Annotated in this window: 18 protein-coding genes; 5 read left to right on the forward strand and 13 right to left on the reverse strand. The window is 67.1% G+C overall.

The genetic code is table 11. The features are described from left to right. Window position 1 precedes the first annotated feature (1 nt). On the reverse strand, window positions 2–1,447 hold the full coding sequence (xylB, locus tag IFS44_RS08360; RefSeq protein ID WP_192098131.1) for a xylulokinase: 1,446 nt from the start codon (window positions 1,445–1,447) through the stop codon (window positions 2–4). Further along, entirely contained in the window at window positions 1,447–2,619 is a 1,173-nt protein-coding gene (locus tag IFS44_RS08365; protein ID WP_244650054.1) for a glycoside hydrolase family 43 protein, read from the reverse strand. Before IFS44_RS08365 ends, xylB begins: the two co-directional genes overlap by 1 nt. A gap of 260 nt (window positions 2,620–2,879) precedes the next feature. Here IFS44_RS08365 and IFS44_RS08370 point away from each other — a divergent pair, with 260 nt between their 5' ends. Further along, complete coding sequence (locus IFS44_RS08370; RefSeq protein WP_082451164.1) at window positions 2,880–3,965, forward strand: LacI family DNA-binding transcriptional regulator; 1,086 nt, start codon at window positions 2,880–2,882, stop codon at window positions 3,963–3,965. A 57-nt stretch (window positions 3,966–4,022) separates the two neighbouring features. On the opposite strand, the gene IFS44_RS08375 is transcribed toward IFS44_RS08370, so the two are convergent. From IFS44_RS08375 to IFS44_RS08415, 9 genes are read right to left on the reverse strand one after another with little or no spacing between them, the layout of a single operon-like run. Beyond that, window positions 4,023–5,699 (reverse strand): GMC family oxidoreductase, encoded by a 1,677-nt coding sequence (locus IFS44_RS08375; protein ID WP_031440861.1) that lies wholly within the window; start codon window positions 5,697–5,699, stop codon window positions 4,023–4,025. A 21-nt stretch (window positions 5,700–5,720) separates the two neighbouring features. Further along, window positions 5,721–6,566: a sugar phosphate isomerase/epimerase family protein gene (locus IFS44_RS08380; protein ID WP_192098132.1), complete on the reverse strand. Its 846-nt coding sequence runs from the start codon at window positions 6,564–6,566 to the stop codon at window positions 5,721–5,723. Beyond that, entirely contained in the window at window positions 6,563–7,138 is a 576-nt protein-coding gene (locus IFS44_RS08385; protein WP_192098133.1) for a gluconate 2-dehydrogenase subunit 3 family protein, read from the reverse strand. The genes IFS44_RS08380 and IFS44_RS08385 overlap by 4 nt, the downstream gene beginning before the upstream one ends. After that, entirely contained in the window at window positions 7,135–7,980 is an 846-nt protein-coding gene (locus IFS44_RS08390) for a 3-keto-disaccharide hydrolase (RefSeq protein ID WP_244650056.1), read from the reverse strand. The genes IFS44_RS08385 and IFS44_RS08390 overlap by 4 nt, the downstream gene beginning before the upstream one ends. Beyond that, the gene (locus tag IFS44_RS08395) at window positions 7,977–8,888 is read right to left on the reverse strand and encodes a hydroxypyruvate isomerase family protein (RefSeq protein WP_192098135.1); all 912 of its coding nucleotides are present in this window, start codon (window positions 8,886–8,888) and stop codon (window positions 7,977–7,979) included. Before IFS44_RS08395 ends, IFS44_RS08390 begins: the two co-directional genes overlap by 4 nt. 13 nt (window positions 8,889–8,901) lie before the next feature. Beyond that, window positions 8,902–9,291, reverse strand: a complete 390-nt coding sequence (locus IFS44_RS08400) for a c-type cytochrome (RefSeq protein WP_183935942.1) — start codon at window positions 9,289–9,291, stop codon at window positions 8,902–8,904. Continuing rightward, complete coding sequence (locus IFS44_RS08405) at window positions 9,288–10,430, reverse strand: Gfo/Idh/MocA family protein (RefSeq protein ID WP_183935941.1); 1,143 nt, start codon at window positions 10,428–10,430, stop codon at window positions 9,288–9,290. The genes IFS44_RS08400 and IFS44_RS08405 overlap by 4 nt, the downstream gene beginning before the upstream one ends. Then, window positions 10,427–11,491: a sugar phosphate isomerase/epimerase family protein gene (locus IFS44_RS08410; RefSeq protein ID WP_192098136.1), complete on the reverse strand. Its 1,065-nt coding sequence runs from the start codon at window positions 11,489–11,491 to the stop codon at window positions 10,427–10,429. Before IFS44_RS08410 ends, IFS44_RS08405 begins: the two co-directional genes overlap by 4 nt. After that, window positions 11,488–12,750: an MFS transporter gene (locus IFS44_RS08415; protein ID WP_244650058.1), complete on the reverse strand. Its 1,263-nt coding sequence runs from the start codon at window positions 12,748–12,750 to the stop codon at window positions 11,488–11,490. The genes IFS44_RS08410 and IFS44_RS08415 overlap by 4 nt, the downstream gene beginning before the upstream one ends. A gap of 124 nt (window positions 12,751–12,874) precedes the next feature. Between IFS44_RS08415 and IFS44_RS08420 the strand changes: the two genes are divergently transcribed. Both IFS44_RS08420 and IFS44_RS08425 read left to right on the forward strand, forming a co-directional pair. After that, on the forward strand, window positions 12,875–13,882 hold the full coding sequence (locus tag IFS44_RS08420) for a LacI family DNA-binding transcriptional regulator (RefSeq protein WP_031394008.1): 1,008 nt from the start codon (window positions 12,875–12,877) through the stop codon (window positions 13,880–13,882). 347 nt (window positions 13,883–14,229) lie between these two features. Continuing rightward, complete coding sequence (locus tag IFS44_RS08425; protein WP_206757823.1) at window positions 14,230–14,931, forward strand: hypothetical protein; 702 nt, start codon at window positions 14,230–14,232, stop codon at window positions 14,929–14,931. Window positions 14,932–14,971: 40 nt separating this feature from the next. On the opposite strand, the gene IFS44_RS08430 is transcribed toward IFS44_RS08425, so the two are convergent. Continuing rightward, the gene (locus IFS44_RS08430; protein WP_192098138.1) at window positions 14,972–15,910 is read right to left on the reverse strand and encodes an ABC transporter ATP-binding protein; all 939 of its coding nucleotides are present in this window, start codon (window positions 15,908–15,910) and stop codon (window positions 14,972–14,974) included. A 264-nt stretch (window positions 15,911–16,174) separates the two neighbouring features. Between IFS44_RS08430 and IFS44_RS08435 the strand changes: the two genes are divergently transcribed. Further along, entirely contained in the window at window positions 16,175–16,408 is a 234-nt protein-coding gene (locus IFS44_RS08435; protein ID WP_031393477.1) for a zinc-finger domain-containing protein, read from the forward strand. Window positions 16,409–16,426: 18 nt separating this feature from the next. After that, on the forward strand, window positions 16,427–17,857 hold the full coding sequence (tldD, locus tag IFS44_RS08440) for a metalloprotease TldD (RefSeq protein WP_056406534.1): 1,431 nt from the start codon (window positions 16,427–16,429) through the stop codon (window positions 17,855–17,857). 24 nt (window positions 17,858–17,881) lie between these two features. Here tldD and IFS44_RS08445 read toward each other — a convergent pair whose 3' ends face one another. Beyond that, a complete protein-coding gene (locus IFS44_RS08445) occupies window positions 17,882–19,090 on the reverse strand; it encodes a phospholipase D-like domain-containing protein (protein WP_244650060.1) in 1,209 nt (402 codons plus the stop codon). Between the last annotated feature and the right edge of the window lie 30 nt (window positions 19,091–19,120).

Here is a 19,120-nt window from a genome sequence, read left to right on the forward strand (position 1 = left end):
CCTATGACTTGGGGGTGATACGGGGATAGGCCTGGCGGAACGCCGCCTTTTTCTCGGCGAGCGCGGCGACGAGTGCGGGGTCGGGGGCAATGCGGTGCGACACGGGCGGTGCGACGCAGACGGTCGCGGGATCGCCGCCATCGACACCGAGCTGCGCGAGCCGTGCGGCACCAAGCGCGGGGCCGACCTCGCCGCCCTGGAGATAGACGAGTTCGACCTCCATCGCCGCGGCGAGCACTGCGCCCCAGTAGCGCGAGCGCGCGCCGCCGCCGATGACCGCGAGGCGTTCGACCGTCGTCCCCGCCGCGCGCAGCACGTCGAGCCCGTCGGCGAGCGCGAAGGCGACGCCCTCGAGCACCGCCTGCGACAGCCGGCCGGCATCGGTGTCGTTGTCGAGCCGGAGGAACGCGCCGCGGACCTCGGCATCATTGTGCGGCGTACGCTCGCCCGACAGATAGGGGAGGAAGATCTCGGGGCCGCTGGCAGGACCGGCGGCTTCGGCGCGTGCGAACAAGTCGGCCGGGCCGGTCGCGCCGGTGATCCTCGCGACCCAGTCGATGCACGACGCAGCCGACAGATGGACCGACATCTGGTGCCACATGCCCGGCAGCGCGTGGCAGAAGGCATGGACTGCGCTATCGGCGTTGGGACGGAAGTCCTTGGTCGCGACGAAGATCACGCCTGAGGTGCCGAGCGAGAGCAGTGCATCGCCGTCCGCGACCACGCCGACGCCGACCGCACCCGCGGCATTGTCGCCGCCCCCCGCCGCGACGGGGACCGGCGGCATGCCCCAGAGTTCGGCGACCTCGGCGGTCAGCGTGCCGGTGATCTCGGAGCCTTCGTAAAGCCGTGGCATCTGCGCCTGCGTCAGCCCGCACGCGGCCAGCAGCGCGTCGCTCCAGCTCCGCGCGGCGACGTCGAGCCACAGGGTCCCTGCGCTGTCCGACAGGTCGGACGCCTTGTCGCCGGTCATCAGCAGGCGGACATAGTCCTTGGGCAACAGCACGGTCGCGATCTTCGCGAAGATCTCGGGCTCATGCTCGCGCACCCAGAGCAGCTTGGGCGCGGTGAAACCCGGCATCGCGATGTTGCCCGCGATTTTACGCAGGTCGGGCACCGCACGCTCCATCGCTTCGCACTCGGCGAAGCTACGGCCGTCGTTCCAGAGGATCGCGGGGCGTAAAGGGCGGTCGTCGGCGTCGAGCAGGGTCGCGCCGTGCATCTGCCCGGCAAGCCCGACGCCGCGGACCGAACGGCGGACGGCCGGGTCGATCGCCTGGACCGCTGCGGTGGTCGCGTGCCACCACGCATCGGGTTCCTGTTCGGACCAGAGCGGATGCGGCCGCTGGACGCTCAGCGCGGCGACGCCCTGGCCGACCACGCTGCCGGCCTCGTCGAGCACCACGGCTTTTACGCCGGAAGTGCCGATGTCGATTCCCAGGAACATCAGTTGACGAACGGATCGATGGTGGGGATCGAGCCGTCGGCGGCGAACTTCAGCTCAGTCACCTTGACGTTGCGCAGGTGGTTCTTGTTGCTCAGTTGCGTGTCCGCATAGAACAGCCACCATTTCTTGTTCCACTCGATGATCGAATGGTGGCTCGTCCAGCCCTGCACCGGCTTCAGGATATGCCCCTTGTAGGTGAACGGCCCGTACGGGTTGTCGCCGGTCGCATAGTTCAGGAAGTGCGTGTCGCCGGTCGAGTAGGTGTAGTAATATTTGCCGCCGCGCTTGAAGACCCAGGAGGCCTCGAAGAAGCGCCGCTCATGATCGCCGCCGAGCACGGGCTTGCCGGCCTCGTCGAGGATCTGAACGTCGCGCGGCGTCTCGGCAAAGCTCTTCATGTCGGGGTTCAACCGCGCGATCTTGCCCGACAGCGCGGGCTGGTCGTCCTGGCCGAGATCGGTGTCGGAGCCGTTGGGATCGAACTTGCCGTCCTTCCAGCGCTGCAGCTGGCCGCCCCAGATGCCGCCGAAATACATGTAGCTGGCGCCGTTCGCGTCGGTGAACACCGCGGGATCCATCGAGAAGCTGCCCGCGATCGGCTTGGGGTCCGCCTTGAACGGGCCGACCGGGCTCTTCGAGGTTGCGACGCCGATGCGGAAGGTGCCGAGCCCGTTCTTGTCGAGCTGTTTGTCGCGCACCGGGAAATACAGATAATAGGTGCCGTTCTTATAGGCGGCGTCGGGCGCCCACATCTGCTGCGACGCCCAGGGCACGTCCTTCACGTCGAGCGCGACGGGGTTCACCTTCACCGGCCCGCCGATCCGGTCCATCGACAGCACGCGGTAATCGCGCATCGCATATTGGTTGCCCAGATCGTCGTCGGCGGTCGTCACGTCGATGTCGTGGCTCGGATAGACATAGATCTTGCCATTGAAGACATGCGCGGACGGGTCAGCGGTGTAGATGCTGGTGACCAGCGGCTGCGACAGATAGCGCTTGCCCTCGGGGCTGCGCGGTTCGCCCTGCGGCTTGGCGGCGGACTGTGCCGTCGCGGTCCCGCCCGTGAACAATGTGGGTGCGAGACCCGCCAGCACGGGGATGACCAGAGCGGAGGCGGCCAGCAACGGGACCGCGCGCGCATGGCGGGCGGGCATGGGGAAACGGAGGCGCATGACCTTAATGATCCTTCCTAAGAGCTGGTCTTCTACGAGACCTGTCCTCCGCCGGGGCGGGAGATAGCGCTATCATATCCCTCTCGTGCGCCGGAGCAAGGGGGTTCCGCATCGTCGCGCACGAAAAATACCCCATGAAAAGAATGGCAGGCGTCTCGCAACGGGGCGAGTCGTCCATCGAAGCCCGACGACGATGACCGACTCGGGATCGGATCGCGTGGGGCTTTGCCGCGTCAAGGGGGTGCGCTAACGGTTGGTACATGAACACTTCCTCGATCGGCCGCGTCAAGACGTCGCGGCGCACCGGCGGCGCGCCGACCATCAGCGACGTCGCGCGACTCGCCGGGGTCTCGCCGATGACCGTGTCGCGCGTGATCAACGGCACGAGCAATGTGCGCGCCGCGACGCGCGACGCGGTGACTCACGCGATCGCGACGCTGAATTATGCGCCCAATCCGGCCGCGCGCAGCCTGGCCGGGGCGGGGCAGGTCCGCATCGGCCTGCTGTACAGCAACCCGAGCGCGGGCTTTCTCAGCGAGTTCCTGCTCGGCAGCCTCGACCAGGCCGCGCGTAGCGACGTGCAGATCATCATCGAGAAATGCGACCTGGGCGAGCACGAGATCGCGGTGACGCGTCACCTGATCGAGGGCGGGATCGACGGCATCATCCTGCCGCCGCCGCTGTGCGAGGCGGATGCGGTGCTCGACCTGCTGGCGGCGGCACAGGTTCCGACCGTGTCGCTGGCGAGCGGGCTGCCCGTGCCCGACATGCTCGCGATCCGCATCGACGACCGCGAGGCGGCGCTGACGATGACGCGGCACATCATCGCGCTGGGCCATCGCCGGATCGGCTTCATCACCGGCAACCCCAATTTGTCGTCGAGCGCGCGGCGACTCGAAGGCTATGCGGCGGCGCTGGACGAGGCCGGGATCGCACGCGACGAGTCGCTGATCGCGCACGGGCTGTTCACCTACCGATCGGGGCTCGATGCCGCCGAGACGCTGCTGGGACTCGCGGAGCAGCCATCGGCGATCTTCTCGTCGAACGACGACATGGCGGCTGCGACGGTCGCGGTCGCGCATCGGCGCGGGCTCGACGTGCCGGGCGACCTGACGGTGTGCGGGTTCGACGACACGACGCTGTCGACCGCGATCTGGCCCGAATTGACGACGATCCACCAGCCGATCGCAGACATGGCGCGGTCGGCGGTCGAAATGCTCGCCTCGACCATCCGCCGGTCGCAGGCGATCGATCCGCAGGACCGGCACAAGACGTTCGATTTCACGCTGATCCGGCGCCAGTCCGACTCGGCACCGCGGCGCAGGCCCAAGGTCTCCGTCGACTGATCCGTCGCCTGCCCCTGATCAATGATAGCGATATCATAGATCAGGGGCAGGAGTCGATCAGGCGCGGGTGCGCTGCTTCACCGCGTGATCGGCGGCGCGCGCAGTCAGCGCCATGAAGGTGAGCGACGGATTGACGCAGGAGGCCGAAGCCATCTGCGCGCCATCGGTGACGTAGAGGTTGGTGGCCTCGTGCGCGCGGCTCCACGCGTCCAGCACCGAGGTGCGCGGATCGCGCCCCATGCGCGCGCCGCCCATCTCGTGGATCGCGTCGCCGGGGACGTGCTCCTGTTCCGAACTCTTGACGTTGGTCAGCCCGGCACCGCGGAGCATCGCCTCACCCTGCGCCCGGGCATCGGCCATCATCTTGAGTTCATTGTCGTGGAAGCGCACGTCGAACCGGAGCAGCGGCACCCCGAACCGGTCGACCTTCGACGCATGCAGCGACACATGATTGTCGGCATAGGGCAGGCATTCGCCGAACGCGCCCATGCTGAAGTGCCACGGCGCATAGTTGCGCATCCCGTGCTTCATCGAAGCGCCGAACCCGACGGGTGCCGCGGGCGTGCGATAGGCGCCGCCCTGATAGCCATAGCCGCGTTTGAAGCCGACGCCGTCGTCGCCGCCAATGTTGCGGAAGCGCGGGATATAGACGCCCCCCGGGCGGCGGCCATATTCGATGAACTCCTGCATCCCGCCGATCTCGCCGTCGACCCCGACGCGGAAGATATGGTCCATCACATAGCGGCCGAGCGTGCCGCTCGTGTCGAAATGGCTGCGATCGCTGCCCGCCGGACGCGAATTGAGCAGGATCTGCGTCGATGCCATCGCCGAGGCGCAGAGGAAGACGAGGTCGGCCTGGACTGACTGCGCCTGGCCGGTCTTGGTATCGATGTAGCGGACACCGGTCACGCGCTTGGCCTTGGGATCATAATCGAGGCTGGTGACGACCGCGTCCGACTGCAGCGTGAGCCGGCCGGTCGCGCGCGCCGCGGGCAGCGTCACCGCCTGGGTCGAGAAATAGGCGCCGAACGAGCAGCCATTGCTGCACTGGTTGCGGAACTGGCATTTGGTCCGGTTCTGCTCGGGCTTGTCCTCGGTCATGTTGGACAGGCGCGTGTTGATCAGCTTGCGACCGGGGAAGCGGCTTTCCAGATTCTGCTTCAGCCACTTTTCCGCGACGTTCATCGGGATGGGTGGCTGGAATTCGCTGTCCGGCAGATAGGGCAGATTCTCGCGCGAACCGGACACGCCGATATATTTCTCGACATAGCTGTACCAGGGCGCGACGTCGCCATAGCGGATCGGCCAGTCGCCATCGATTCCGTCGCGCTTGTTCGCCTCGAAATCCTCTTCGCTCCACCGGAAGCACCAGCGCCCCCAGATCAGCGACTTGCCGCCGACCGCCGCGGGCCGGATCCAGTAGAATTTGCTGCCCTCGTCATAGGCATAAGGGTTCAGCCGGTCGTCATTGTAGAAGGCGCGGTTGCTGGGTGCGACATAGCCGTGCTTGGCGATGAAATAATCGCTTTTGACGAGCGCCGGGGGCATGATGTTGCGCGCGGGCACCTCGTAGGCGGGCTTGCCGTCATAGGCATAGCCTTCGCCGTGCTCGACCATCACGCCGCGGTCGAGCATCAGGACGCGCAGGCCCTTTTCGGTGAGTTCCTTCGCAGCGAACCCGCCGCTCACGCCCGATCCTATGACGATCGCGTCGAACCTATTGGTTGCGGCCATGGTCTTGGTCTCCTGTCTCGATCAGAAGCGCAGTGCGCGCAGCGTCCGGAAGCTGGTGGTGATGTCGGGCAGATAGGGCGCAGGCGCCTGGTCGTTCTCGACGTAGAAATGCTGCACGCCGGCGCCCGACTTGCGCTTGAACAGCGCGGCAAAGTCGAGCGTGCCCTGGCCGACCGCGGTCATGCTGCGATCGGGCCGCATGTCCTTGACGTGATAGGCGTAGAGGCGGGTGGACAGCCGGTCGATCAGCGCCGCGGGATCCTCGCCCGCATGCGCCGCCCAATAGATATCGAGCTCGAGCTTGACGAGCGCGGGATCGGTTTCCTTGAGCAGCCGGTCGTACAGGCTGACCCCGCCCGGCCGGACCGTAAATTCGAAATCATGGTTGTGATAGGCAAAGCCGAACCCCGCCGACTTCAGCTGTGTCGCGAAGCGGTTGAAATTGGGCAGCGCGGCGTTCCAGCCCTGTTCGTTGCGATGCTCGTCGGTCATGTACGGCAGCACGACGGTCTTCGCGCCGAGCGTCCTTGCCATCGCCACCGACGGTTCGAACCGCTGAAGCAGCGCGTCATAGCCGATATGCACCGAGGGTGCGGTCAGGCCGAGCCGGTCCATGGTCTTGCGCAGCAGCGCGTGATCCATCGTCTCGTACCCGCCACCGCCGAATTCGACCTCGCGGTAGCCGATCCGCGCGACCGCCTCGAGCGTGGCGACCGGGTCCTTCGCGAACAGTTCGCGCACGGTATAGAGCTGCAGGCCGATCGCCTTGAGCTGTGCGGCGGACGCGGGGGAGATCGAGCGGTCGCCCAGCGCGAGCGCCGCCACCGCACCGGTGCCCGTAAGCAGGGTTCTACGGCTGAGGATCATGAGGAATACACCTTGTTGACCTGGGAATAGGGGAAGGCACCGTTATATTCGCCGGGGACCGGCAGATATTCGCGTTCCTGCGTGATGCCGATTTCGGACGTGTAGTAACCGGTAATGACGAGCTGCCGGAACGCGGTGAAGAACGCGCCGCCCGACGGCAGGCCGTCGTTCATGGCCAGGGTGAGCAGCGCGTCGTGCTGTGCCGCGGTCGCCCGGGCGCCGGCGACCTTGTAATCCTGCAGACAGCGCGCCTCGATCGCGTCGAGCCCGGCGATGATCGGCACGCGGTCCTCGGGCCGGGCCCAGTCGGCCAGCAGCTTTTCGATAAAGGCCGGGACGTCCGCCGCGATCGCGCCGGGGGTATCGGTGGTCGGCAGGACCCGCTCGCTGAGCGCGGTCATCAGTGCACGTTGTGCAGGCGTGAAGACCGGCGCGCTCGGTGGCCCTTCGCTGATCGGCGGGATACCGCCCGCCGGCTGCTGCGCGAGCCCGGCCGCGCGCGCGATCGGGGCATAGAGCGCTGCGCCGAACATGCTGGCGACACCGGCCAGCGCGGTTCTGCGATCGATCATTTACCGTCCTTTCCAAGGTCCTGCGCGATTGCCGCATCGGTCAGCGGGCGGATCCAGATGTTGCGGAACGCCACGGGGGAATCATGGTCCTGCAGCTGGATCGGTGCCGCATCGGGATGCGCGGTATAGCGTGCGACATGGCGCCAGTTGGTCGTGCCGAGCATCGCCTGATGATTCTGGACGAGCACGCCGTTGAGCAAAGCGGTCACGTAAGCCGGCCGAACCAGACTGCCGTCGGCGGCAAAGCGCGGTCGCTCGAACACGATGTCGTAGGTCTGCCATTCGCCCGGCTTGCGCGCCGGGTTCACCAGCGGCGGCTTCCAGCCATAGACCCCGCCCACCGTGCCATCGGCATAGGTCGGGTTCCGATAGCCGTCGAGGATCTGCAACTCGTAGCGCTGCATGAACCAGATGCCGCTATTGCCGCGGTCCTGCGAACTCTTGGTCGGCGGATTGGGCGAGCGGAATTCGAGATGCATCTGCACGTCGCCGAAGCTCTGTTTCGAGACGAGATTGTTCTCGCCGCCGCTTTTTGCGCGCGACGGGATTATCAGCACACCGTTCTCGATCGGCCAGGCGATGCGATCGGGCTTCCACGCATCGAGTGAACGGCCGTCGAACAGCACGATCGCGTCGGCGGGCGGACCGCCGGGGGCGGCGGCGGGCGCGACGGCGACGGGCGCAGGGCGGTCGGCGTCGTGGACACGCCATTGGCCGCCGGGCAGCATCGGCGTGTCCTTGAAGCCCGGCTTGTCCTGCGCGGCAACGGACCCCGTTGTCGTCAGCGCCATCGCCGCAACGACCCCCGCCATCACATAGTCCCTCATGCTCTTCCCCCTCATGCCGCGTCGATCGCGCGATAGGCGGCGATCAGGCGATCCTCGCCTGCGCGTCCCGCCACCGAATTGCCGTGTTCCATGCCGATTACCCCCGCATAGCGCCGGCCGCGCAGCCAGCGGACGATCGCGGCATAGTTGATCTCGCCCGTCATCGGCTCGTTGCGGCCGGGATTATCGCCGAACTGAAGATAGCCGATCTCGCTCCAGCAGGAGTCCAGCGTGGGGATCAGATTCCCCGACTGGATCTGCTCGTGGTAGAGGTCGGCCAGGATCTTGACCGCAGGGCTGTTCGTGCCGCGGGCGACCGCATAGCCCTGCGCGATCGTCTGCATATAGACGCCGGGATGGTTGGTGCGCGTGTTGAGCGGCTCCATCACCATCGCGATGCCGTGCGGCGCGACGATATCGCCGGCGCGGCGCATGACGTCGATCACGCGGGCCGTCTGGATCTCGACCGGCAGTTTCGGGTCCATGAAGCCGGTGACCACGGTCATCCGGGTCGCGTTCAGCCGCTTGGCGACAGCGATCGACGCGCGGATATCGGCAAGGAACCCTTCGCGATCCGCGTCGTCATTGGCGCCCAGCAAGGGGCGCGACTTCGCCCATTTTGGCATGCTCGCGACGAAGACGCCCATCGTCATGCCCCGCTGCGCCAGCGCCTTGGCCATCCGCTCCTGGTCGGCGAGGGGGCGGGCCGCGGCCTCATTGTCTTCCCAGGCGGTGAAGCCCTGGTCGGCGGCGAAGGCGATCTGCTCGATCAGTCCGCCGCGGCTCGCAAAGCTGCCCTCATGCGGCGCATAGCCGAGCGAGAAGCGGGCGGCGGTCGTGCCGCGGCGCTGCGCGGCGATACCCGCGGGGAGCAGCGACGCCGCGGCGCCGGCCGCGATCAGCGTGCGGCGGGAGAGCGTCATCGCCGGATCCGTCTCATTTCGAGCCCGCCGCCTTCAGATAGGCGATGATCGCGGCGCGCTTTGCGGGATCCGGGGTCGCGATCGGCATGCGCGATCCGGGGACCTTCTTCGACGGGGCCGCCAGATATTCGCTCAGCGTCGCGTCGTCCCAGCGCAGCTTCGACGCCTTCAGCGCAGGCGAATAATTGAACCCCGGCGACGCGGCGGCGGCACGGCCGACCACGCCGTGAAGATTGGGGCCGATACCGTTGCGGCCGCCCTTGTCGACCGTATGGCAGGCCCGGCAGGCGGCAAAGGCCGGGGGCGCTGCGGCGGGTGTCGTCTGGGCGCTGGTCGGCGCGCAGACGGCGATGAGGGCCGCCGCGCCGATACCGGCTGCGCCAAGCCCGATGAAGAATTTCATTCCGTCTCTCCAGGATAGAGCGGCGACCATTTGCGGTCCGATGCCGCGTTGGCGATCACCGCCTCGATAAACCGCATCGTGCGAAGCCCGTCGACGACGCCGGGGAACCAGCGTCCGCCCTCGCCGCGGACGGTTGCCGCAAAGGCGCGGTACAGATTGGCGAACGCCTCGATATAGCCTTCGGGGTGGCCCGACGGGGTTCGCGTCAGCGTGGCGACGCCGGGCTGCAGCGCGGGGCCGCCGGTGCGGACGATCTCGGCAGGGCGGTCGAGCCAGCGCATGACGAGCGTGTTCGGCTCCATTTGCGCCCATTCGAGCCCGCCTCGCTCGCCATAGACTCGCAGCGTGAGCGCATTTTCCTCGCCGGCGGCGACCTGGCTCGCCTTCAGCATGCCGCGCGCGCCGCCCTCGAACCGCAGCATCGCGCTGACATCGTCGTCGAGCCGGCGGCCCGGCACATGCGTCGTCAGATCCGCCGAGACCGCCTCGACCCGCAGCGCGCAGACATGTTCGGCGAGGTGGAAGGCGTGCGTGCCGATATCGCCGAGACAGCCGCCCAGCCCGGCACGGGCCGGGTCGGTCCGCCATTCGGCCTGGCGGTTGCCGTCGCCATCGATCGGCAAACTGAGCCAGCCCTGCAGATATTCGACCTGGACGAGGCGGATCGCGCCGAGATCGCCGCGTGCGACGCGCGCGCGCGCCTCCTCGATCATCGGATAGCCGCTATAGGTGAAGGCGAGCGCGAAATGCCGGCCGCTCGCCTTGGCGGCGGCGGCGATCGCCTCTGATTCGGCGACGCTCATCGCCATCGGCTTTTCGCACAGCACGTCGAAGCCCGCGTCTAGCGCGGCAATCGCCATCGGCGCGTGGAGATGGTTGGGCGTGACGACCGCGACCGCCTGCGCGCGGATGTCCGCGGGCAGCGCGCGTTCGCCGGCGATCATCGCCTCGAACGACGCGTAGACACGTGCCGGGGCGAGCCCGAGCTGTGTGCCGGTACGCGTGTTGCGGCCGGCATCGGTGCTGAACGCGCCTGCGACGAGGTCCCAGTCGCCGTCGAGCGCGGCGGCCATCCGGTGGACCGCGCCGATGAACGCGCCCTCGCCGCCGCCGACCATCGCGAGCCGCAGCCGGGTCATGCGCGGTCCTCGGCCAGTCCCAGGATCGCGCGGATCGATGCGCGATCGATCCCGCTGGCGGCGAAATCGTCGAACGGGCGCTCGGTCAGGCGGATGATGTGATCACGGATGAACGGTGCACCCTCGCGCGCGCCGTCCTCGGACCGCTTGAGCGCGCATTCCCATTCGAGCACCGCCCAGCCGGCAAAGCCATATTGCGCCATCTTGCTGAAGATCGCCGAGAAATCGACCTGTCCGTCGCCGAGCGAACGGAACCGCCCGGCGCGGTCGACCCAGCTTTCATACCCGCCATAGACGCCCGATCGGCCGGTCGGGTTGAACTCGGCATCCTTGACGTGAAAGCACGATATCCGGTCGTGATAACGGTCGATGAAGTCGAGATAGTCGAGCTGTTGCAGCACGAAATGCGACGGGTCGAACAGGAGGCGCGCGCGCGGATGGTTGTCGACCGCGGCAAGGAAGCGTTCCCAGGACGCGCCGTCATGGACGTCCTCGCCCGGATGCACCTCGAACGCGCAGTCGACGCCGGCATCCGCAAACACGTCGAGGATCGGGGTCCAGCGCCGCGCGAGCTCGGCGAACGCCTCCTCGATCAGCCCCGCCGGGCGTTGCGGCCAGGGATAGACATAGGGCCAAGCGAGCGCGCCCGAGAAGGTCGCATGCGCGGACAGGCCGAGATTGGCGCTCGCACGCGCAGCCAGCTTGACCTGTTCGACCGCCCATTGCTGGCGCTCGGCGGGCTTGCCGTGCAGCTCGGGCGGGGCGAACCCGTCGAACAGCGCGTCATAGGCCGGGTGGACCGCGACGAGCTGGCCCTGGAGATGCGTCGACAGCTCGGTGATCGCGATGCCGTGCGCGGCGAGCCGGCCGCTAAGATCGTCGCAATAGGTCTTGCTCTCGGCAGCCAGCGACAGGTCGATCAACTGCGACGTGCAGGGGATCTGCACCCCGACATAGCCAAGGCCCGCAGCCCATTGCGCGAGTCCGTCGAGCGTGTCGAACGGCGGCTCGGAACCGAGAAACTGGGCAAGAAAGATGGCTGGTCCGCGCAGTCCGGTCATGCTGCAATCTCCCGTCGGGTATCGTCGCGAAACAGGATCTGGAACAGCAGCGCGATCACGGCGGCGGCAATCGCGGGATACCACCACATATGCTGCCAGTCGGCGATGGTCGGCGCGGCGGGCAGCTGCGCATAGAGCATCGCGCCGATCTGCGACCCGAGCAGCATGCCGACGCCATAGGTGAACAGCGTCAGCATCCCCTGCGCCTGTGCGTTCACCCCCTTGGGCGTCGCGATCGTGCCGGTGTAGATCGCGCCCGCGACGAAGAAGAAGTCATAGCAGACGCCGTGCAGCGCGACGCCGAGATAGACCGCCCAGAGACTCGATCCGCCGTCGCCGATCGCGAACAGCGCGTAGCGCGCCGCCCAGGCGATCATCCCGACCAGCAGCAGCGGCTTCACGCCGAACCGGCGGTAGAGCCACGGCATCGAGAACATGAAGACCAGTTCGGACATCTGCCCGATCGCGAGCGTGCCGCCGACATTGGTGATGCCGGTCGCGCCGACATAGGGTGAGGCATAGGCATAATACATGGCGAGCGGGATCGAGATCAGCGTCGCGCAGGTCATGAAGATCAGGAACGACCGCTGCCGGAGCAGACCGAAGGCCTCGACACACAGGACCTGGCGCAGCACGCTTTCGTCACGCGGCGCGTCGGAGGCGACATTGGGCAGCGTGAAGCTGTAGAGCCCAAGCGCGATCGAGACGATCGCCGCGACCCGGAAGATCTGCGGGCTGGCGGACAGGCCCGCCCAGCCGATGATCAGCCCCGCGGTGATCCAGCCGAGCGTTCCGAACGCGCGCACGAACGGGAAATTGTCGGTCCGATCGCCAAAGCTCTTGAGCGCGATCGTGTTCGCGAGGCCCACGGTCGGCATGTAAAGGATCATGTAGCCGAGCAGCAGCCAGACGAAGCTGGCGCCGCGTTCGGGCGTCACGAATGACGGCAGCACGAACAGGATCGCGCCGCCGACGAGATGGAGGATGACCATCAGCATCTTCGGGCTGACATAGCGCGCCGCCGCCATGCCCAGCAGGAACGAACCGACGATCGAGGCGATCGGACCGACCGAAAAGGCATTGCCGATCAGGTTGCCGATCCCGACGGTCTGCATTGCCAGCCCGAGCGTGACGTTCCACGCACCCCAGACGAAAAACTGCATGAACATCAGCGCACTGAGGCGCGCGGTGAGCATGCCGCCCGTCGCGGTGTCGACACCGCGCAAGGGGGCCGTTCCCAGATCGTCCGCTACCGCCATTCGCCACCTCTCAACCGCAGTTTTGCTGCTTGTCTGACATAAGGCTAGGTCGGCGCCGCATCGATGTAAAGGATTACATCGGTTATCGGTCGACAGCGGCAGCGGCCGGATCCATGACCCGGCGATGCCGACGATCATCGAAGTGGCCGCGATGGCTGGCGTCTCCACCGCAACGGTGTCGCGCGTGCTCAGCCGACCGGACCAGGTGTCCGAGAAGACCCGGCTGCGCGTGCTCGCGATCGTCCGGTCGTCGGGCTACGCCCCCAATGTCGCTGCGCGCAGCCTGCGCACGCTGCGCGCCGCCAAGATCCTGCTGACGGTCCCCGACATCTCGAACCCGTTCTTCGCCAGCGTCATCCGCGGCGCGGAGGAGGCGGCGCGCGACGCGGGCTATTCGGTCGTCGTCGGCGACACGCGGCATGATTCCGCGGTCGAGGATCAATATGCCGACATGTTGTCGCGTCGCGAGGTCGACGGGCTGATCTTCCTCGGCCACCGCCTGCCCGACAGCCTGGCGTCGCTGCTCGCGCGGGAGGGGGGTGCCGCACCGATCGTCAATGGCTGTGAATATAGCGCGGATCTCGGCGTCCCCAGCGTCCATATCGACAATGCGGCGGCGAGCGCGGAGGCGATCGCGCATCTCGCCGATCTCGGCCACCGGGCGATCGGCGTGGTCACCGGCCCCGAGATCAGTCCGATCAGCCGCGATCGTCTGGCGGGTGCGCTGCGTGCGGCCGAACGGCACGGCCTGCGCGACGCGCTGCACGTCGAGATCGGCGATTATTCCGCGGGGTCGGCGTTCGTGGCCACGCACGCGCTGCTCGCCGCCGGGGTGACGGCAATCTTCTGCTTCAGCGACGAGATGGCGCTGGGCGCGCTGAGCGCGATCGGCGAGGCGGGACTGTGCTGTCCGCGCGACGTGTCGGTCATGGGGTTCGACGATCTTCCGCTCGCACGCTATTTCCAGCCCGCGCTGACCACCATCGCGCAACCCAAGGGGATGATCGGCCGGCGCACCGTCGAGCTGCTCGTCGACATACTGCGCGGCGTCGAATGCCCGCGGCGGCAGACGACGCTCGCGCATAAGCTCGTGGTGCGTGGCAGCACAGCCGGGCCGCGCAACTACCGCTAACGTTGACACGCGGCACCGTCCGACGGGCCGCCCGCATCGTCCCTGAGGCCGCGTCACGCCAAGCGCGCGCGCCGGATGTCGTCGACCGTGTCAGGGCCCCGGCGGACCGCCGCGCCTGCCCGTCCCTCGACCATTCTCAGAAAATATGAAGTTTCAGCAGGCGCTTAATGGTGCGGCCCGTCAAAACTAATACGAAGGGAGCGGGACTCATCTATTAGAGTCTTACAATATGTTAGGCCTTATGTTTGCCGATGAAGTCTATAGAATGATTTACCGGATCGCTGATCAAGCCGCAGGGCAGGGCCTATCGCAACGTCATCGATTCGCTGTTGCCATACGGTCAGCCGGTGCGGGTCGATACCGGGGACCAGCCGTTCAACCTCTACCGGATCGGTGCCGATCGCTGGGTCGTATGGGGGCTGCGCGGCACGATCAGCTTCACCGGCGGTGTTGTTCGCGACATGTACGGGGTGGCGTTGCCCGCTGGTCCGGTCAAGATCGGGTCCGAGCCGCTGATCGTCAGCGGCGCCACCGGCTACACGATCACTGCGTCGCAGGTCGTTGCCGACACGATGCTGCAATATGGCAGCGGATCCTGGAGCTACTGGCGTCGCGACAAGGCGAATGTCGATACCCGGCTCGGCGTGTTCGACACCGATTTCGCGAGCCATTTCGGCGATCGCTGGTCCAAGCCGCTGCGCATCAACAATACCACCGCCGCACCGGCAGGCGATGGCGCGAACCCGATCCGCGCGGTGATCCGCTATACCGCGCCGCGCGCGATTCAGGTCGAATTGTCCGCCTGTTTCAGCAAGGCAAATACGGGCGACGGCGTCGATTACCGCATCACCCGCAACGGCGTGACGGTCGCCTCGGGAATCGTCGTCGACACCGCCACGGTCAACGGGGTCAAGTTCGGCCTCGAAATCGGCGACAAGGTCGATCTCGTATTCGGCCCCAACCAGACCTATGGCAGCGACTCCTTCTTCTACCGCGCCACGCTGAGCAACCGTGGCCAGGGCACGACGGTGGCCTGCCCGATGGCGTGAGCCGAACCGGCCCCGGCGCTGCGCCCGGGGCCGTGCGCGCTCAGGCGTTGGCGGCGCGGGTAAGGCTGAGGAACACGTCCTCGAGATCGGGTTCCTTGGTCGAGACGTCGACGATCCCGAAGCCGCCCGACTGGACTGCGGCGAGAACCTCGCCGGCGTTCACGCGGTCCTTGGCATAGGTGATTTCGAGCGTGCGCGTGCCCTTGAGCGCGATCTTCTGGAAGCAGGCGTTCGCCGGGACCATGCCGACATCGCGGTCGACGGTGACCGCGACGATTTTTTCCTGCGCCTTGCCGACGAGTTCGCGGGTCGGCTCGTTGGCGATCAGGCGGCCGTTGTTGATGATCGCGATCCGGTCGCAGAGCTCTTCGGCTTCCTCGAGATAATGCGTCGTCAGGATCACCGTGACGCCCGCTGCATTGAGGCTGCGGACATAGGTCCAGAGCTGCTGGCGCAGTTCGATGTCGACGCCCGCGGTCGGCTCGTCGAGCACGAGCACGGGGGGCGAATGGACCATCGCCTTGGCCACCATCAGACGCCGCTTCATGCCGCCCGACAGCGTGCGCGCATAGGCGTGCGCCTTGTCCTCCAGATGCACCGCGCGGAGCAGCTCCATCGTCCGGCGCTTCGCCTTGGGCACGCCGTACAGCCCGGCCTGGATCTCGAGCGTCTCGAACGGCGAGAAGAAGGGATCGAACAGGATCTCCTGGTTGACGATGCCGATCGACGCCTTGGCGTTGCGCGGGTGGGCGTCAATGTCGAAGCCCCAGATCGCGGCGCTGCCATCGGTCTTGTTGACGAGCCCCGCCAGGATGTTGATCAGCGTCGACTTGCCCGCGCCGTTCGGGCCGAGCAGCCCGAAGATCTGGCCGCGCGGGACGTCGAACGTCACCCCGTTGAGCGCGCGCTTGGGTTCCGCCGTGCCAACGGGGGCGTAGGTCTTGCAGAGATTGGTGATGGCGATCGCGGCTTCGGTCATGGTTGCGGCATAGCGGGGCGGGGAGGGCGGGTCATCCCCTCGGGCGTGGCAAAGAAGATTTGTTCGCGCGGAGGCGCGGAGGCGCGGAGATGTCGTATCCAGCCTGTCGGTCGGGAGACCCACGCCCTGTTCCGCCATTCCTGATGTGAAGGTCGCTTCGCGACAAGCGCAACACCTCCGCGCCTCCGCGTGAACAAATACTTCCTTCCTATCACCACCGAAGAACCAATTGCCCGCCCCGCCCGCGCTTGCTATCGCGCCAGCATGCATCCGCCGCTCGAAACCACCCGCGTCACCCACGCCCGCGTCGCCTGCGATGGCGCCACCGACATTCCCGGCGGTGCAGCGCTCGGCCATCCGCGCGTGTGGCTGCAGATCGACGAGACCGGCTATGTCGATTGCGGCTATTGCGACCGGCGCTTTATCCTGGTCGGCGGGGCCGCCGATGGCGCGGACCAGTCGACATTGCGCGACCATGGGGATGGCGCAGGGCGCTAAGCCGCTTATATCTATCGGATGACGATAGCCGCAGACCCCCGCTCGTTCCTCTACCGCGACACGCTCGACCCCGAGCAGGCGCAGGCGCTGACCGCCAAGGCGCTCGCCAAGGCCGATGACGGCGAACTCTATCTCCAGTACCGCAAGGCGGAGGCGTTTGGCTTCGACGACGGCCGGCTGAAGACCGCCTCCTACGACACCAGCTCGGGCTTCGGCCTGCGCGCGGTGTCGGGCGAGATGACCGCGTTCGCGCATTCGAACGAGATGACCCCAGCTGCGATCCGCCGCGCCGCCGAGACGATGGCGCTGATCGAGCCGGGCGTCGCCGCCAAGGCCGGCCCCCCCCAGGGCACCAACCGCCACCGCTACACCGCCGCCGACCCGCTCGACCTCGTGCCGTTCGCGGACAAGGTGAACCTTTGCCAGACGATCGACGCCGCCGCGCGCGCACGCGATCCGCGTGTGGCGCAGGTGTCGGTCAGCCTGTCGGGAACATGGTCGGTCGTCGAGATCGTCCGCGCCGACGGCTTCGTCGCGACCGACGTGCGGCCATTGGTGCGGCTCAACGTGTCGATCGTCGCCGAGCAGAATGGTCGTCGCGAGACGGGCAGCTACGGCATCGGCGGCCGCTATCTCTACACCGACCTCTTCCAGCCCGAGACGTACAACCGGGCGATCGACGAGGCGCTGTCGCAGGCGTTGGTCAATCTGGAATCCATCGCGGCGCCGGCAGGCGAGATGACCGTGCTGCTCGGCAATGGCTGGCCCGGCATCCTGCTGCACGAGGCAATCGGCCACGGGCTCGAGGGCGATTTCAACCGCAAGGGCACATCGGCATTTTCGGGCCGCATCGGCGAGCGCGTTGCGGCCGAGGGCGTGACCGTGGTCGACGACGGATCGCTCCAGGATCGCCGCGGCTCGCTGACGATCGACGACGAGGGCACGCCGACGCGTGAGACCGTGCTGATCGAGGACGGCATCCTCAAGGGCTATATGCAGGACAGGCTCAACGCGCGGCTGATGGGGGTCGAGGCGACCGGCAATGGCCGCCGCGAAAGCTATGCGCACGCGCCGATGCCGCGGATGACCAACACCTTCATGAAGGCGGGCAACGACGATCCCGCCGAGCTGCTGAGCCGCGTCAAGAAGGGCATCTTCGCCAAGGCGTTCGGCGGCGGGCAGGTCGACATCGTGTCGGGCAAGTTCGTGTTCAGCTGCACCGAGGCGTATCTGGTCGAGGACGGCAAGCTCGGCGCGCCGATCAAGGGCGCGACGCTGATCGGCGACGGCCCCAGCTCGCTGACCAAGGTGCGCGGGATCGGCAACGACTTCGCGCTCGACGAGGGTATCGGCATGTGCGGCAAGGGCGGGCAGTCGGTGCCGGCGGGTGTCGGGCAGCCGACGCTGCTGGTCGACGGGCTGACGGTCGGCGGCACGGCGGCGCAGTAACGGGCGCCGCCGTTCAGCGGCGTCCTAGTCCTCGATCCCGAAGTTCAATCCGCGCGAGACATTGGGGTCGACGACCGCGACCACGAAATAGGCGCCGAACTGCTTTACGCGCTGCAGCCAACCGGTCTTTGCCTTGTAGAGCGCCGGCGTGATCTCGGTCGAGGCGGCGATTTCGGCGTCGACATAGCGGCGGACATGCGCAGCGAAGTCGGGATCCTCGATCCGGATCATCAGCTCCATGTTGATGAACAGGCTGCGCATGTCGAAATTGGCGGAGCCGATATGGACCGCGTCGTCGATGACATACAGCTTGGTGTGCAGCTTGGTCGGCTGATATTCGAAGACGTGAACGCCCTTGCGCAACAGTCCGGCATAGGTGAACCGCGCGGCGGCGATCGTCGCGTTGTTGTCCGATTTCGCGGCGGTGACGATGCGCACGCGGTCGGTGCGACGCCCGGCACGATCGAGCCTGCGCAACATTGTCGGGCTTGGCGTGAAATAGCCGGCGATGATGTCGATCCGCGTCGCCCGGCGCATGTCGTCGCGGACCGCCCGCGCCCAGGGTGAAAGCCGCCGCGTTGGTCCGCCGATCAGCCAGCGTGTCGGCCCCTGCGTCTCGCTATAGCGGCGCAGCGCATGGTTCAGTTTGCGCAGCTTGCCCTTGGGCTGGTGGATCCAGCTGCTCAACGCATCGAAATAGCCCGTCAGCCGCCCCGCGGCCGGGCCTTCGATCAGCAGGCCGAGATCGCGCCAGGCATTGTCGGCAATCGTGCCGAAATAGTCATCCTCGACGTTGAAGCCGCCAACTATGATCCGTGCGTCGTCCCGTTCGCCGTCCGCCAGCGCGAGCTTCTGGTGGTTGCGCAGCAGATATCGCCGCCCGAATCGCGCGGAGAACCGGCACACCGCGATTCCCGCCGCTTCGAGCGGGTCGAAGAAATCGGCGCTCGCCGCATCGTCGCTGCCGAAGCCGTCGACGATCAGCGCGACGGTCACGCCGCGTTTCGCGGCCGCGATCATCGCCGCGTTCACGCGCTGGCCGGCATCGTCGTCGGCATAGATATAATAGAGGATGCGCAGCGACTGCCGCGCGCCGTCGATCAGCCCGATCAGTGCCGTCAGGCGTTCGGGGCCCGCCTCGAGCAGGGTCAGCCGGTTGCCATCGACGGTGAAGACCGACTCCGCCGCCTGCGGGGTCGTGGTGCGATCGAGCTCGGGGGCGGGCATGGTCATGGCCCGGGTAGTGGACATAGCATCGGGCCG

Source organism: Sphingomonas sp. CFBP 13706 (assembly GCF_014842355.1).
In the GTDB taxonomy this organism is placed as follows: Bacteria; Pseudomonadota; Alphaproteobacteria; order Sphingomonadales; family Sphingomonadaceae; genus Sphingomonas; species Sphingomonas aerolata.